Annotated in this window: 15 protein-coding genes; 9 read left to right on the forward strand and 6 right to left on the reverse strand. The window is 64.2% G+C overall.

Annotated features, from left to right (window positions below; all coding sequences use genetic code 11):
- From MKD49_RS07435 to MKD49_RS07445, 3 genes are all read right to left on the reverse strand, one after another.
- Nucleotides 1-1,305 (reverse strand): HipA domain-containing protein, encoded by a 1,305-nt coding sequence (locus MKD49_RS07435; RefSeq protein WP_252695925.1) that lies wholly within the window; start codon nt 1,303-1,305, stop codon nt 1-3.
- Nucleotides 1,305-1,601: a helix-turn-helix transcriptional regulator gene (locus tag MKD49_RS07440; protein WP_121045638.1), complete on the reverse strand. Its 297-nt coding sequence runs from the start codon at nt 1,599-1,601 to the stop codon at nt 1,305-1,307. The genes MKD49_RS07435 and MKD49_RS07440 overlap by 1 nt, the downstream gene beginning before the upstream one ends.
- A 179-nt stretch (nt 1,602-1,780) precedes the next feature.
- Nucleotides 1,781-2,716, reverse strand: a complete 936-nt coding sequence (locus tag MKD49_RS07445; RefSeq protein ID WP_121045637.1) for a LysR family transcriptional regulator — start codon at nt 2,714-2,716, stop codon at nt 1,781-1,783.
- 255 nt (nt 2,717-2,971) lie between these two features.
- Here MKD49_RS07445 and MKD49_RS07450 point away from each other — a divergent pair, with 255 nt between their 5' ends.
- The 3 genes from MKD49_RS07450 to MKD49_RS07460 all read left to right on the forward strand — a co-directional run bounded on the left by MKD49_RS07450 (nt 2,972) and on the right by MKD49_RS07460 (nt 5,256).
- Nucleotides 2,972-3,367: a DoxX family protein gene (locus tag MKD49_RS07450; RefSeq protein ID WP_121045636.1), complete on the forward strand. Its 396-nt coding sequence runs from the start codon at nt 2,972-2,974 to the stop codon at nt 3,365-3,367.
- A gap of 84 nt (nt 3,368-3,451) precedes the next feature.
- Nucleotides 3,452-4,312, forward strand: a complete 861-nt coding sequence (locus tag MKD49_RS07455; RefSeq protein WP_134136477.1) for a pirin family protein — start codon at nt 3,452-3,454, stop codon at nt 4,310-4,312.
- Between the two features lie 65 nt (nt 4,313-4,377).
- Nucleotides 4,378-5,256, forward strand: coding sequence for a pirin family protein (locus MKD49_RS07460; RefSeq protein WP_252695926.1), 879 nt, complete (start codon nt 4,378-4,380; stop codon nt 5,254-5,256).
- Nucleotides 5,257-5,351: 95 nt separating this feature from the next.
- Here MKD49_RS07460 and MKD49_RS07465 read toward each other — a convergent pair whose 3' ends face one another.
- On the reverse strand, nt 5,352-5,639 hold the full coding sequence (locus MKD49_RS07465; RefSeq protein ID WP_034335895.1) for a hypothetical protein: 288 nt from the start codon (nt 5,637-5,639) through the stop codon (nt 5,352-5,354).
- Nucleotides 5,640-5,855: 216 nt separating this feature from the next.
- Here MKD49_RS07465 and MKD49_RS07470 point away from each other — a divergent pair, with 216 nt between their 5' ends.
- Both MKD49_RS07470 and MKD49_RS07475 read left to right on the forward strand, forming a co-directional pair.
- A complete protein-coding gene (locus MKD49_RS07470) occupies nt 5,856-7,028 on the forward strand; it encodes a class I SAM-dependent methyltransferase (RefSeq protein ID WP_252695927.1) in 1,173 nt (390 codons plus the stop codon).
- A gap of 32 nt (nt 7,029-7,060) precedes the next feature.
- Nucleotides 7,061-7,501: a hypothetical protein gene (locus MKD49_RS07475; RefSeq protein WP_034335881.1), complete on the forward strand. Its 441-nt coding sequence runs from the start codon at nt 7,061-7,063 to the stop codon at nt 7,499-7,501.
- A 23-nt stretch (nt 7,502-7,524) separates the two neighbouring features.
- Here the strand turns inward: MKD49_RS07475 and MKD49_RS07480 are convergent, their stop codons facing one another.
- Both MKD49_RS07480 and MKD49_RS07485 read right to left on the reverse strand, forming a co-directional pair.
- The gene (locus MKD49_RS07480) at nt 7,525-8,922 is read right to left on the reverse strand and encodes a sensor histidine kinase (RefSeq protein ID WP_121045628.1); all 1,398 of its coding nucleotides are present in this window, start codon (nt 8,920-8,922) and stop codon (nt 7,525-7,527) included.
- Nucleotides 8,922-9,635, reverse strand: a complete 714-nt coding sequence (locus MKD49_RS07485; RefSeq protein WP_134136473.1) for a response regulator transcription factor — start codon at nt 9,633-9,635, stop codon at nt 8,922-8,924. Before MKD49_RS07485 ends, MKD49_RS07480 begins: the two co-directional genes overlap by 1 nt.
- 180 nt (nt 9,636-9,815) lie before the next feature.
- On the opposite strand from MKD49_RS07485, the gene MKD49_RS07490 reads away from it, so the two are divergent.
- From MKD49_RS07490 to MKD49_RS07505, 4 genes are all read left to right on the forward strand, one after another.
- Nucleotides 9,816-10,607, forward strand: a complete 792-nt coding sequence (locus MKD49_RS07490; protein WP_134136471.1) for an ABC transporter ATP-binding protein — start codon at nt 9,816-9,818, stop codon at nt 10,605-10,607.
- A 20-nt stretch (nt 10,608-10,627) separates the two neighbouring features.
- Complete coding sequence (locus tag MKD49_RS07495; protein WP_034335868.1) at nt 10,628-11,497, forward strand: ABC transporter permease; 870 nt, start codon at nt 10,628-10,630, stop codon at nt 11,495-11,497.
- 107 nt (nt 11,498-11,604) lie between these two features.
- Nucleotides 11,605-12,621, forward strand: coding sequence for an ABC transporter substrate-binding protein (locus tag MKD49_RS07500; protein WP_252695928.1), 1,017 nt, complete (start codon nt 11,605-11,607; stop codon nt 12,619-12,621).
- 74 nt (nt 12,622-12,695) lie between these two features.
- On the forward strand, nt 12,696-13,136 hold the full coding sequence (locus MKD49_RS07505) for a YkgJ family cysteine cluster protein (RefSeq protein ID WP_252695929.1): 441 nt from the start codon (nt 12,696-12,698) through the stop codon (nt 13,134-13,136).
- The last annotated feature ends 1 nt before the right edge of the window (nt 13,137 follow it).

Here is a 13,137-nt window from a genome sequence, read left to right on the forward strand (position 1 = left end):
CTACTGCCCCACACCGCGCAGGAAACGTTCCTGGTGGTGTCGGACTCCCTCGCGGATGCGCTCCCAGGTGCGTGCAGGGAAGTCGTCCGGCAGTTCGCCTTCGGCCACCGCCAGGGCATGCTCGGCGCCTTGCACCAGCGCCAGCATCGCCTGCCACACTGGTTCACCGCCGTGCTGCAAGGCCAGCTGCCGCCAGTGGCGGGCTTCGATGGTATGGAAGTGGCGATGCGGATTGCGTCCGCGCAGCAGCATGGCAGGACCGGCCTGCCGGGCGCGGAACTGGTTCGGCCCTTTGCCGAAGTAGGGCCACATCGACAGCACGTCGTACAGCGGCGTCATCTCGTAACGGCCGCCCGCATGCAGGTGCAGCGAGAAATTCTTGGCATGGCCGTCGGTGGCCGCCAGCAGGAAGAAGGCCAGTTGCGCCAGCAGGAAATACGTCTTGTCGCCGCCCTGGCTGCTGGCATTGAGCAGGCCCAGGCACTGGTTCAGGCCGGGACCGCCCTGGCTTTCATACTTCATCGTCGGTGGCAGGCCGAAGGCCTGGCAGAAATCCTCCTGCGGCAGGCGGGCGATCCAGCCCTCCTTCATCCTGAGGCGGTCGAAACGCTCCACCGCCAGCACCGTATGACGCCCGAAATGTTCCACCCGCGCCGGGGCCACCGGCAGACCCATCGCTGCCAGGATGCGGGAGCACAGCCATTCGTTGTAGACCGAGTCGCCCGCATCGACCCGCTGCATCACGCCGCCGATCAGGCCCAGCGGCAGCTTGATGATGTGGGTGGTCGGCGTGGCACCGAGAGGACGGCACCACTTGCCGCGATGCCAGGTCAGAGCGGTCTTTTCCTGTGCACCTGCGATCGAGATGCGCAGCGCATCTTCCTGGGCGCTGGCCGGGGGGGAAGACAAGGGCAGGGCATACAGCAGTTGTTCGAGCATCGCCTCATCCAGACGCTCGCAGTGGATGCTGCGCCAGCCTTGCGGTTCCTGGTCCGGTGGCAGCAGTTGCAGCGCGCCGACGCAGTCGCGTCCCAGGGCCTGCAAGAGGTCGAAGACTTCGGTGGAGGGCAGGCGATAGCGTTGCCGCAGCCGTTCGCGAATATCGGCGTTGTCCGGGAGCAGGTTGTCGAAATAGTTGCGCACGCTGTCGCCGCGCAGCTCGCCCGAGGCGGTCAGCGGCAGGGACAGCGACAATGGACGGAAATGCGACGAGCGCACCCACGTGGGCGCGTAGCGGAAGCGATGCACCTGGCGTTCCACGCTCCAGGTACCGACCAGCTCACCGTTCATCCAGGCATGCAGCATTACCAGGAGCCCTGTTTGCGTGAGGGGATGTAGACAGCTCCATCTTCCCCGACCGCATGGACCGGCTTGTCTGCCGCGTGAACATGCAGCTTGAGACCGGCCCCCAGTGTCGACAGGAGCAACAGCATCTGCTCCACGCTCACGGCACCCGGATTGGCTTCGATCTCGGCAATGCGCGCCTGGCTGATGCCGATGCGCTCGCCCAGTTGCGCCTGGGTCATGTGCCGCTGCTTGCGCAAGGCACGCAGATGCTCGCGCAACTGGATGGAGAGGCTGATGGGAAAATCGTTGGCCATGGAGCTTTCTTCAAGACAAGGAATGCAGCCGCAACGGTGCGCATGGCGGATGGCCAGGCTGCGCGGCTGTTGAGGAAAATATAGGGCAAAAACGATAAAATTACAATATAAGAAATGTCTTGTATTTAGTATTTATCGTTTAAATACGATAAACCAACATTATCAGCTTTGGCTTGTAATCATGGCTGTGTCGGGTCGTCTGGCGACAGCGCCGTCAATGCAGTCAATGCTGCCAGCGAATCCAGCCACCACGACAGGGCCGGGCCAGCCGGATGGTCCGGTTTGTAAACACACTGGATCGGCAGTTCCGCTCCTTGCGGCGGATGGTGGATGGTGCTGATGCTGACCAGCCGGCCGCGGTCCAGGTCATTCTTGACCACGTGCAGCGGCATGTTGCCCCAGCCCATGCCGGCACGCAGCAGGGCGTGCTTGGTGCCGAGATCACTCATGCGCCAGGTCAGCCGCGAGTGCACCGAGAAATCCTGACGCGCAGTGAGTTCGCTGCGGTCGGACAGCACCAGCTGGGTTTGCTGCTGCAGGAGCTTTTCGGAAATCCTTCCCTTTACCTTGGCCAGCGGATGGTCCGGTGATACCACCGCCACCAGTTGCACGCTGGGCAGCGTGATGCGCAGCAGGTTGGGCGGCGTGGTCGGCAGTGTCCCCAGGATGCCCAGCATGGAGCGTCCGTCAATGACGCGCTCGGCCACCGCCCCCAGTGCTTCCACCTCCAGTCGTACGGTCACCGCCGGGAAGGCCACGCGAAAGCGCTGCAGGAGGTCCACCAGACAATCGGTAGGAAAGAACACATCCACCGCCAGCGAGACTTCCAGCTCCTGCCCGCGCGCATAGGAATTGGCCCGCACCTGCAGCGAATCCACGTGATCCAGCACCTGGCGGGCATCAGCCAGCAGGGCCACGCCGGGACTGGTCAGCTGTGGCCGGTAGCCGCTGCGGTCGAACAGCAGCACGCCCAGCTGGTCTTCCAGCGTGGCGATGGCATAGCTGACGGCCGACTGCGCCCGCGACAGCTTGCGCGCGGCGGCCAGGAAGCTGCCGCTGTCGGCCACCTGCACGAAAACCCGCAACTGATCCAGCGACAGACGCTCAATATTCATAAGGCCCTCAAGCTACGATGAAATAAGAAAGTGCCAACTATATCTAAAATTTAGATCATGATTATAAAAAGATAATCAGTTTTAGCCGAAGGCGAACTTGCCTATTCTGTCGTCACTGGCTGCAGCGAATGCCTCACCGGGCAGACCACAGCGCGAGAGCCGGTCAGAGATTGGCGTCAGGCAACAACAAGATTCAAGGCAACACGGCATCACAATTCAAACATCGTCGTTCACCCAACATCAGAGAGGCTTACCATGATTACCAACTTCACCACTTTCCGTATTGGCCGCGTCCTGCTGGCTTCCTTGTTCGTCATTTCGGGCATTTTCAAGATCGTCGGCTTTGCCGGCACGGTCGGCTACTTCGGCAGCCTGGGCCTGCCGGTACCGACCCTGGCCGTGCTGGTCACCATCCTGGTCGAAGTCGGCGGCGGCTTGCTGCTGATGACCGGCCGCGGCGTGCGTCCGGTGTCGCTGGTGATTGCGCTCTTCACCGTCGGCGCAACCCTGTCGGCCCATCATTTCTGGACGCTCGAAGGCGCTGCCGCCCAAGGCCAGATGATTCACTTCCTCAAGAACGTGGCCCTGATCGGTGCACTGTTGCTGGTGTCCTCGATCGACCCGCAAGCCCAGCCGGAAGAAAGCCGTTGAGCCTGATGGCCGCCCGTTCCAACCATCGACCATGATTCACCGGCCCGCGCCCACGACGTGCGGGCCTCTTCAGGAGAGACAAGCATGAGCACCCCCTACACCCGTCAAATCGAACGCCTGGTCAACGGCATCCCTACCCAGGATGGCGCCGGCGTGAGCCTCACCCGCGTGCTGACCCACGACCTGCAGCGCCGCCTGGACCCGTTCCTGATGCTGGATGCCTTCCACTCGGACGAGCCCAGCGATTACCTGGCCGGTTTCCCCGACCACCCGCACCGCGGCTTCGAAACCGTGACCTACATGCTGGCCGGCCGCATGCGCCACCGCGACAATGCCGGTAACGAAGGCTTGCTGGAACCGGGCGGCATGCAATGGATGACGGCCGGCCGTGGCCTGGTGCACTCGGAGTTGCCGGAACAGGAAAACGGCCTCATGAGCGGCTTCCAGCTGTGGGTGAACCTGGCGGGCAAGGACAAGATGACCGATCCCGGCTACCAGGATATCCCCTCGGCAGGTATCCCCGAGACCGAGCCGCAAGCGGGCGTGAAGGTCCGCGTCTTGGCCGGGACCGCCTTTGGCGTGGCTGGCGCCATCAGCCGCGAGACCACCGAGCCGCTGTATCTGGACCTGAAGCTGGAATCCGGCGTGACGCTGGATCTGCCGATCCCGGCCACGCACAATGCTTTCCTCTACGTCTATGAAGGCAAGCTGGCCGTGGGTGCGGCAGGCAGCGAGACCCGTGCCGCCGAGGCTGGTCGCATGGCCGTGCTGTCCAACGTGGCGGGTGCCGCCGGTGTGACGGTGCGGGCCGAGCAGGCCAGCCGCTTCCTGCTGATTGCCGGCAAGCCCTTGAATGAACCGATTGCCCAGTGGGGCCCGTTCGTGATGAATACCCGCGAACAGGTGGAAGCCGCCATCGACGATTTCCGCGCCGGTCGTTTCTGAACCCTTGATTCATCCGAACCCCAGCGGCGGGCAGCCAAGTGCGCCCGCCGCCACAGGAGAGCACCATGAGCAACATTCTTCACCAGATCCACGGCCTGACTCGCGACATCGGTTTTCCGGTGCGGCGACTGCTGCCGGCGGCGGCTGCACGCACGGTCGGTCCCTTCGTCTTTTTCGATCATATGGGGCCGGTGGAATTCGATGCCGGCACCACCGAAGGCGATGTCCGTCCGCATCCCCACATCGGCCTGGCCACCGTGACTTACCTGTTTTCGGGGGCCATGATGCATCGGGACAGCCTGGGCGTGGTCCAGCGTATCACCCCGGGGGCGGTCAACTGGATGGCTTCGGGACGCGGCATCGTCCACTCGGAGCGTATCCCCGACGATATCCGCGAGCAGAAAGTGCCTGTGCATGGCCTCCAGATGTGGGTGGCCCTGCCGGCCGAGCAGGAAGACAGCGACCCGCTGTTCCGTCATTACGCCTCGGAAGACATGCCTGAGGCGCAAATCGGCGGTGCGCGTCTGCACGTGCTGGCGGGGTCGGCTTTCGGCGTGAGCTCGCCGGTGGCCACGGCCAGCCCGACGCTGTATGTGGCGGGCAGCACCACGCAAGGGGCCGAGCTGGAGATTGCCGCCGACGTACAGGAACGCGCGGTCTACGTGGTCCGTGGTGACGTGACGCTGGACGGCGAGCGCATGGAGCCGGGTACCCTGGCCATTCTGGCACCGGGTGCGGCAGTGGCGCTCAAGGCCGTGGGAGAAACGGTGTTCATGATCCTGGGCGGCGCACCGCTGGATGGTCCGCGCTTCGTGTGGTGGAATTTCGTGGCGACCTCGCGCGAGAAGATCGAAGCGGCCAAGCTGGCGTGGAATAGCCGTGACAAGAACGTGTTCCCGGATATTCCCGGTGAGACTGAATGGATTCCGCTGCCGGCGCATTGATCAGCGCCTGAAGCTCGACAACCAAAAACCGCCTGCGGCATTGCTGCGACAGGCGGTTTTTTATCGGCCGTTGCAGCCGTTCATGCGCAGGCCAATCAGATCAGCCCGATGATGCGCCCCATCTCGGTGATGTAGGGGCTGTCTTTGAGCACCTGGTTTTCCAGGCTGTCGGCGGCGCGGCGCAGGGAGTGCCAGGTATCGCCGACTTGGCCCGCATGCGGCTGCGGTTCGCTCAGGTGCTGGCGCAGACGGGCGATGTCTTCGCGCAGCTGGTCGGCTTCGGTGCTGCCAGCGGGCAGTTTCTGCAATTCCGCCTCGAATTGGCCGACCATGTCCAGCAGGCGCTGGTGGTCAAACGCTGGGGTTTGCATGGGCTCGCTCATGGATTCTCCTTCGGTGATGGACCGGCTCCATCATAGGCGCATCGCGCCCGGGCCGGCAAAAAAAGGCGCCGGGGTTTGCCCGGCATCAAGTTCTTCTGTTTGGGTACGGTTGCCAGGCACAAGTTCCGGCAGCGCCGAGTACAGGCCATGCTTTGTTACACTGGCGGCTGTTTTTGCGCGGCGCTTCCTGTGCCGCGCTCGCTGATCCCCTGATTCATGACCTCACACGACGACATTCCCGCTTTCATCACCTGGACCACCGGTGCCACTTCACAGCAACTGCGCTGGCATTCCGAGGCCGGCAATCCGCCCCCCAAGCGCGTCGTCGAGGCGGACGACCAGATGGCCGCCGATGCCGCCTACAAGCTGGCCTGTGAGGGTACCGGCCTGCTCTGGCGCGGCGACTTCCAGAATGCACGCCAGCTGCTGCAAGCCCTGGGCCGACGTGTGGACCGCGCCCGCGAGCGCGCCCAGGCCAAGAGCAAATTCAAAGCGGCCACCGCCGAGAGCCCGGCGCAAGCCTTCCATCATCATCGCCAGATGCAGGCGCAGCGCGCGCGCATTCTGGGCATGCTGCTCATTCCGGTCGATCCGGGCTTCGTGGTGCCGCTGCGCCGAGCGCCCGACGTGCAGGCCGCCTGCCGCGAAGCCTATGCGCCGACGCTGCAGGGCACATCCTTTGCGGTCTCGCTGCGCGAGCTGCAGGGCCTGATCGGTGCGCATGAGTGGCGCAAGAAGGGCGTCGAGATCGGCGCACTGGATAGCCGCATCCATCCGTGGTATGGCGTCTTCTCGCCGGTGCGTGGCGAGTACGTGGACCTGGTGGCCAAGGCCCCGCTGCCCTCGACCGAACTGGCCTTCGATATCGGCGTGGGCAGCGGCGTGCTCTCGGCCGTGCTGGCCCGGCGCGGCGTGCGCAAGATCATCGCCACCGACATGGACCCGCGCGCGCTGGCCTGCGCACGCGAGAACCTGCAAGGGCTGGGGGTCTTGCCGCAGGTCGAATTGCAGGAGGCCGACCTGTTCCCCTCAGGCCGCGCACCGCTGATCGTCTGCAATCCGCCCTGGCTGCCGGCGCGTCCCAGTTCACCGATTGAACACGCGGTCTACGATCCGGACAGCCGCATGCTGCTGGGCTTCCTGAAGGGACTGTCCGATCACCTGACCCCGCAGGGCGAAGGCTGGCTGATTCTCTCCGACTTCGCTGAACACCTGGGTTTGCGCGCACCCGGCATGCTGGCCGAGGCGATTGCCCAGGCGGGTCTGGAAGTGGTGGCACGGCACGACATCAAGCCGCGCCATGGCAAGGCAATTGATCGCGATGATCCGCTGCATGCCGCGCGCAGCAAGGAAACCACCAGCCTGTATCGCCTGCGCGCCCGCGCCTGAACCGACCCGATACCAGCAAGGAGAGACCGCCCATGAACATGATCCGATGCCTGCCGCTGCTGTTGGGCGTGCTGCTCCTGCCGGCCACGGCCCAGGTCACCACCCGCGATCTGGGTGGCCATTACGGTCCGCAGCAGGGGGTGCCCGTTCCGGTACCGGTCCCTGTCCCGGTGCCGGATGCGCTGAATCGCAACCCGCAGCTGAGCGAACCCATCACCACCTCCGGCAACAGCTGCGCCTGCCAGGTAGCCGAGACCAGTGGCAGCGCTTGCATGATCTTCCTGCGCACCAATGCGGCTGACTGGATTGCCCGCAATGCGCCGCAGACGCCGTTGCGCTCGTCGGCCAGCGGACGTTACTACGATGCCTCCTTCGCGCTCGCGGCCAGCGCCTGCGCGGCACGCAAGGTGACACCCGGCAGTGTGAAGGTACATTGGCTGGATCGCCGCAATGCGATCCTGGAATGGAAATAGGGCGCTGATTCGCGCTCAGCGCCTCAGGCCGGCTCCTGCCAGGCCGGGAAATCCAGCAGGACCGCAAAATGCCCGTCGGGCAGGTAAGCAAAGCGCATCTCGCCCGCATGCGCGCGCATGACTTCTTCCACGATGGACAAGCCCAGGCTCGCCCCCATGCGGTTCTCTCCGCGCGGGGCGAAGGGCTTGCGCAATCTCTCCCAATCCTCGGCCGCAATCCCTGGTCCGTCATCGATGAAGCTGAGGCGATGGCGCTGGCCATCGCTGTCCAGCCGCACGTGCAACAGCCCCGGCGCGCCGTATTGCAGGGCGTTGTCGAGGATGTTCTTGATGGCCTCGCCCAGCGCAATCGGATCGCCCTGGATCAAACAGGGCAGGGGCGGCACATCCAGCGCCAGGTCGTGCGGCGTGCGCGCGCGATTGGACAGCACTTCCGTCATCTGCGAGCGCACCAGGTCGGCCAGATCGATGCGTTCCTGCAGGCGGCTGTCATTGCGATGCTGGACCATGGCGTGATTGATGAGCTGGTTCACCAGCGCGCCCAGGTGGCGCGTGCGCTCGCGCAGCAGCGCCAAGTGGCGTTGGCGCTTCTCCTCGCTGGGCTCGGTGGCCAGCAGTTCCATCTGCGCCACCAGGGCGGTGACGGGCGTACGCAATTGATGCGCGGCATCGCCGATCACGCGGCGCATGGTGGCGCGGTGGACCACCAGCCTCTCCATGAAGGCATTGATGGCCGACACCAGCGCATGCGTCTCGGCAGGCACGGTTAACGACAGGGGTGAAAGATCGTTCAGGTCCCGTTCACGGATGGCCGCCTCGATGCGCTTGAGCGGTGCCAGTGCCTGGTACAGGGTGAACATCGCTGCCAAAATCGTCAGGGCGCTCATGGCCACGATCACCACCAGCGCCTTGCCGCCCAGGCTTTGCGCAAAGGACATGCGCGCGTTGTTGGTCTGTGCCAGCACGATCACGGCCCAAGGATGGGCGCTGTCGACCGGCATGCGCCGCCCGATGATGGCCATGCGCACCGGCGTGCCCAGATAATCGCCGTCGCGCAACAGCGGGCCTTGTTCCAGCTCGTTCCAGGGAATCTCCGGACGGAATTCGGCATCGCCTGCGATCACCCGGCCACGCGGATCGAAGACCGCATAGATCGCATGGTCCCCGGTGCCCAGCATCGACAGCGCCGCCAGCGGCACATCGACATTGACCTCGCCATGGTCGTACCAGGTGTTTTCGGCGATCTGCAAGGCACTGCCGGCCAGGATGCGGTCATAGGCCTGGCGCGCGGCCAGCTGGGTCGAGATCCAGATGGCGATGAGCAGCACGGCGGCGCTCACCAGCAGCACCGCGCCTACGCGCACCACCAGCCGCGTGTAGAGCGAGCGTCCGGCGACGACGTGCGGCGAACGGCCCAGCATCAGTGCAGGGCAGCGGCAGGAGTGGACGCGGAAGCTTCACCGGCCGCCGGGGCGTGCAACACCAGCTGATAACCGAGGCCGCGCAGGGTGCGGATTTCGAAGGCGGCAGCGGCCAGTTTCTTGCGCAGGCGCGCCACGTATTGCTCGACCGTGTTGGCGTTGGGCGTGTCGTCGACCGTGAAGAGGCGATCCATCAACTCATCCTTGTTGAAGATGCGCCCCGGCCTTGCCGCAATGATTTCCAGCAGCGTCACCTCGCGCCGGGTCAGCTCGATGGGCTGGCCGTCCAGCGTGGCGGTGCGGCTCTTGCGGTCGATGCACAGGTTGGCACAGTGCAGCAGGTTGGTCGATTCGCCGCCGCTCCGGCGCAGGAGCACGCGGATGCGCGCCTCCAGTTCGCGGAAGTCGAAGGGCTTGACCAGGTAATCGTCCGCGCCCAGGTCGAGTGCGCGCACGCGCTCTTCGATTTCGCCGCAGGCGGTGAGCATGAGCACCGGCGTGTGCTGGCCGCGCGCGCGCAATTGCTCCAGCAGGGCGAAGCCATCGGTCTGCGGCAGCATCACGTCCAGGATCAGCAGGTCGAAGGCCTCGCCCAGGCGGCGCGCGGCGTGGCCGCCGTGGCTTTCCCATTCGACGGTGTGGCCGATGCGGGCCAGGTGGGAAACGATGGCCTCGGCCACGTCAGCAGTGTCTTCGACCAGCAGGATGCGCATGGGATCTCCAGTGTTGTTTTTCGATGCCGCAGCTGTTGGACGCTGCTTGGGCAGGTCGTCATTGTATGTCCGAACCACTCACGAAAAGAAGACGTCAGGATTTAGTCAGATTCGTTACAGCTTGGCGGCCTAGCATCCGTTCCAACATCAATAATTCTTATAAATCATTTGGAGACTGGCATGAGCGACCCTGCCCAAGCTGCGGCTATCCTCGACCCATCGCGTCCGCTGTTGGAAATCGACCGCGTCACCCTGCAATACAAGACCACCGATTCACTGGTCACCGCTACCCAGAACGTCAGTTTCAACGTCCATCCGGGCGACCGCTACATCCTGCTGGGCCCCTCTGGCTGCGGCAAGTCCACGCTGCTGAAGGCCATCGGCGGCTACCTGCAGCCGACCTCGGGGGCGATCCGTCTCAAGGGGCGGGAAGTGCATGAGCCCGGTCCGGACCGCATGATGGTGTTCCAGGAATTCGACCAGCTGCTGCCCTGGAAGACGGTGCGCCAGAACGTGGAGTTCGCGCTGCACGCCAGTGGCCGCCTGCAAGGGAAGGCCGCCGCCGAGCGCGCCGAGTACTACATCGGCAAGGTCGGCCTGGCCAAGTTCATCGACAGCTATCCGCACATGCTCTCCGGCGGCATGAAACAGCGCGTCTCGATTGCCCGTGGCATGGCCATGGAGCCGGATGTGCTGTTGATGGACGAACCCTTCGCCGCGCTGGATGCACTGACCCGCCGCAAGATGCAGGATGAACTGCTGCGCCTTTGGGACGACACCCAGTTCACGGTGCTCTTCGTGACGCACTCGATCGAAGAAGCGATCCGCGTGGGCACCCGCATCCTGCTGCTGACACCGCACCCGGGCCAGGTCCGCGCCGAACTCAACAGCATCGATCCCGGCCAGCTGGGCACCGCTGCCCAGGCCGAACTGGAAACCCGCATCAACGACATGCTGTTCGCCCATCACTGAGCCGCGCCGGAGACTTCATCATGCAAACCAATCTGCCCTTCGTCCGCCCGGAAATCCTGGTGGACCCCAATCCCCATGCCACTGCCGAAGTGCAGCGGCCGCTGTCGGCCTTCGAGTCCCTGTACCGCATGGGCTGGCTGCGCAAGACCGTGATCCTGCTGGTGCTGGCCCTGATCTGGGAAGTCTACGGCCGCTGGCTGGACAATGCCTTGCTCTTCCCCAGCTTCAGCGAGACGGTGCAAGCCTTCCTCTCCGGCATCGGCAGCGGCGTGCTGCTGCAGCGCGCGGCGGTATCGATGCAGACGCTGCTGGTCGGCTATGGCCTGGGCATCCTGCTGGCCGGGCTGCTGACGACGGTGGCCATCAGCTCGCGCATCGGCAATGACCTGCTGGAGACGCTGACCTCGATGTTCAATCCGCTGCCGGCCATTGCGCTGCTGCCGCTGGCGCTGATCTGGTTCGGTCTCGGTACCGGCAGCATCATCTTCGTGCTGGTGCACTCGGTGCTGTGGGCGGTGGCGCTCAATACCCATGGCGGCTTCCGGGCGGTGTCCAACACGCTGCGCATGGTCGGCCAGAACTATGGATTGCGCCGCTTCTCGCTGGTGAAATCGATCCTGATCCCGGCCGCTTTCCCCAGCATCCTGACCGGCCTCAAGGTGGGCTGGGCCTTCGCCTGGCGTACGCTGATCGCGGCCGAGCTGGTCTTTGGCGTGTCCTCGGGTGCGGGCGGCCTGGGCTGGTACATCTTCGAAAACCGCAACCAGCTGGAAACGGCCAATGTCTTCTCGGGCCTGTTCTTCGTGATCATCATCGGCCTCGTGGTGGAGAACCTGATCTTCGCCCAGATCGAGAAGCGCACCATCCGCCGCTGGGGCATGCAGCACTGAGCTGCCGGGCTGCGGACCTTGCCTCCATACAAGGTCCGCGCAAGCCGTACATCAACACGCAACGATCCATACAAGACCGATAAACTGACGACCTTCAGGAGACAAGCATGCAACGACGTACCTTCACCAGCCTCATGATCGCCAGCGCCCTGGCGCTGTCCGCCGTATCCGGCACGGCCCGCGCCGAAGCGCAGGAAGTGCGCATCTCGCACGGCTATGGCCTGCTGTACCTGCCGCTGATGGTGATCCGCGACCAGAACCTGGTGGAAAAGCACGCCAAGGCCATGGGCCTGGGCGAGGTCAAGACCAAGTGGGTGCTGCTCGACGGCGGCAACGTCATCAATGACGCCATGCTGGCCGGCAACCTCGACATCGCCGGCACCGGCGCACCGGGCTTCGTGACGCTGTGGTCCAAGGCGCATGGCATTCCGCGTTCGGAAGTGGTGGGACTGGGCGCACTGTCGACTTCGCCGCTCTGGCTCAACACCAACAACCCCAACGTCAAGTCGCTGAAAGACTTTACGCCCAAGGACAAGATCGCCATTCCCGGCATCAAGACTTCGCTGTCGGCGGTGCTGTTGCAGATGGCGGCCGCCAAGACCTTCGGCATCGAGAACTACGCGAAGCTGGATCCGCTGACGGTGAGCCTGTCGCACCCGGAAGCGATGGCTTCGCTGGTCTCGGGCAAGACCGAGATCACGGCGCACTTCACCTCGCCGCCATTCTCCTATCAGGAAGCCAAGGCGCCGGGCATCACCCGTGTGTTGAATTCCACCGACGTGCTGGGCCACATCACCATTGACGTGGTCTTTGCACTGAAGTCCTTCACCGACAAGAATCCCAAACTGACCCAGGCTTTCATGGCCGCGCAGGAAGAGGCCAATGCCTACATCGCCAAGAACCGCAAGGGCGCAGCCGAGATCTTCCTGCGCGTTTCCAAGCTGAAGCTGCCGCAGGAAGAAGTGGAGCAGATGCTGGCGGACCCGGGTACCGAGTTCACGAGCACCCCGGTGGACATCATGCAATATGTGATCTTCATGGGCAAAGCCGGCACCATCAAGACCAAGCCGGCGGTGTGGCATGAGATGTTCGTGCCGGCCTTCAAGGAACGCAAAGGCAGCTGAGCGTAAGGAGGCACAGCCTGCGTGACAGGCTGTGCCTGTCGTATCATGGCGGTTTTGTCTCTCCTGTCGTTTCCATGCGTGAGAATACCGCCGTCCACTGGATCGTCGATGAAGACCGTCTCTTCACCGACATGGCCGATTCACCCGACAATCCTTGCACTGCCTGTGGTGGCTGCTGCGCGCATTTCCGGGTGTCGTTCTATTGCGGCGAACTCAGCGATGGATTGGGCGGGGTGGTGCCGGTGGAACTCACCAGCAAGGTCAACGACACGCTGGCCTGCATGAAAGGCACGGAAAACGGCCATGGCCGCTGCATCGCGCTGGTCGGGGAGCTGGGCAAGCCGGGCGTGGGATGCCGCATCTACCCGCAGCGGCCCAGCACCTGCCGTGAATTCTCTCCCTGGGAGCCCGACGGGCAACCCAATCCCGCCTGCCAGCAACGACGCGCAGCCCTGGACCTGCCCGCGCTGGCTGCCTTGCCGCCGCAGCAGGCGGCACCCCTCGCCACCGCCTGAG

Origin of the sequence: Herbaspirillum sp. WGmk3, assembly GCF_023952535.1 — a bacterium.
Classification (GTDB): Bacteria; Pseudomonadota; Gammaproteobacteria; order Burkholderiales; family Burkholderiaceae_D; genus Herbaspirillum; species Herbaspirillum huttiense.

Excerpts from the sequence above, each read along its gene's own strand:
- MKD49_RS07470 (WP_252695927.1), top strand. The coding sequence starts at position 5,856 with ATGACCTCACACGACGACATTCCCGCTTTCATCACCTGGACCACCGGT.
- MKD49_RS07440 (WP_121045638.1), bottom strand. The coding sequence starts at position 1,601 with ATGGCCAACGATTTTCCCATCAGCCTCTCCATCCAGTTGCGCGAGCAT.
- MKD49_RS07480 (WP_121045628.1), bottom strand. The coding sequence starts at position 8,922 with ATGCTGGGCCGTTCGCCGCACGTCGTCGCCGGACGCTCGCTCTACACG.
- MKD49_RS07475 (WP_034335881.1), top strand. The coding sequence starts at position 7,061 with ATGAACATGATCCGATGCCTGCCGCTGCTGTTGGGCGTGCTGCTCCTG.
- MKD49_RS07495 (WP_034335868.1), top strand. The coding sequence starts at position 10,628 with ATGCAAACCAATCTGCCCTTCGTCCGCCCGGAAATCCTGGTGGACCCC.
- MKD49_RS07450 (WP_121045636.1), top strand. The coding sequence starts at position 2,972 with ATGATTACCAACTTCACCACTTTCCGTATTGGCCGCGTCCTGCTGGCT.
- MKD49_RS07455 (WP_134136477.1), top strand. The coding sequence starts at position 3,452 with ATGAGCACCCCCTACACCCGTCAAATCGAACGCCTGGTCAACGGCATC.
- MKD49_RS07465 (WP_034335895.1), bottom strand. The coding sequence starts at position 5,639 with ATGAGCGAGCCCATGCAAACCCCAGCGTTTGACCACCAGCGCCTGCTG.
- MKD49_RS07435 (WP_252695925.1), bottom strand. The coding sequence starts at position 1,305 with ATGCTGCATGCCTGGATGAACGGTGAGCTGGTCGGTACCTGGAGCGTG.
- MKD49_RS07490 (WP_134136471.1), top strand. The coding sequence starts at position 9,816 with ATGAGCGACCCTGCCCAAGCTGCGGCTATCCTCGACCCATCGCGTCCG.
- MKD49_RS07500 (WP_252695928.1), top strand. The coding sequence starts at position 11,605 with ATGCAACGACGTACCTTCACCAGCCTCATGATCGCCAGCGCCCTGGCG.
- MKD49_RS07445 (WP_121045637.1), bottom strand. The coding sequence starts at position 2,716 with ATGAATATTGAGCGTCTGTCGCTGGATCAGTTGCGGGTTTTCGTGCAG.
- MKD49_RS07505 (WP_252695929.1), top strand. The coding sequence starts at position 12,696 with ATGCGTGAGAATACCGCCGTCCACTGGATCGTCGATGAAGACCGTCTC.
- MKD49_RS07485 (WP_134136473.1), bottom strand. The coding sequence starts at position 9,635 with ATGCGCATCCTGCTGGTCGAAGACACTGCTGACGTGGCCGAGGCCATC.
- MKD49_RS07460 (WP_252695926.1), top strand. The coding sequence starts at position 4,378 with ATGAGCAACATTCTTCACCAGATCCACGGCCTGACTCGCGACATCGGT.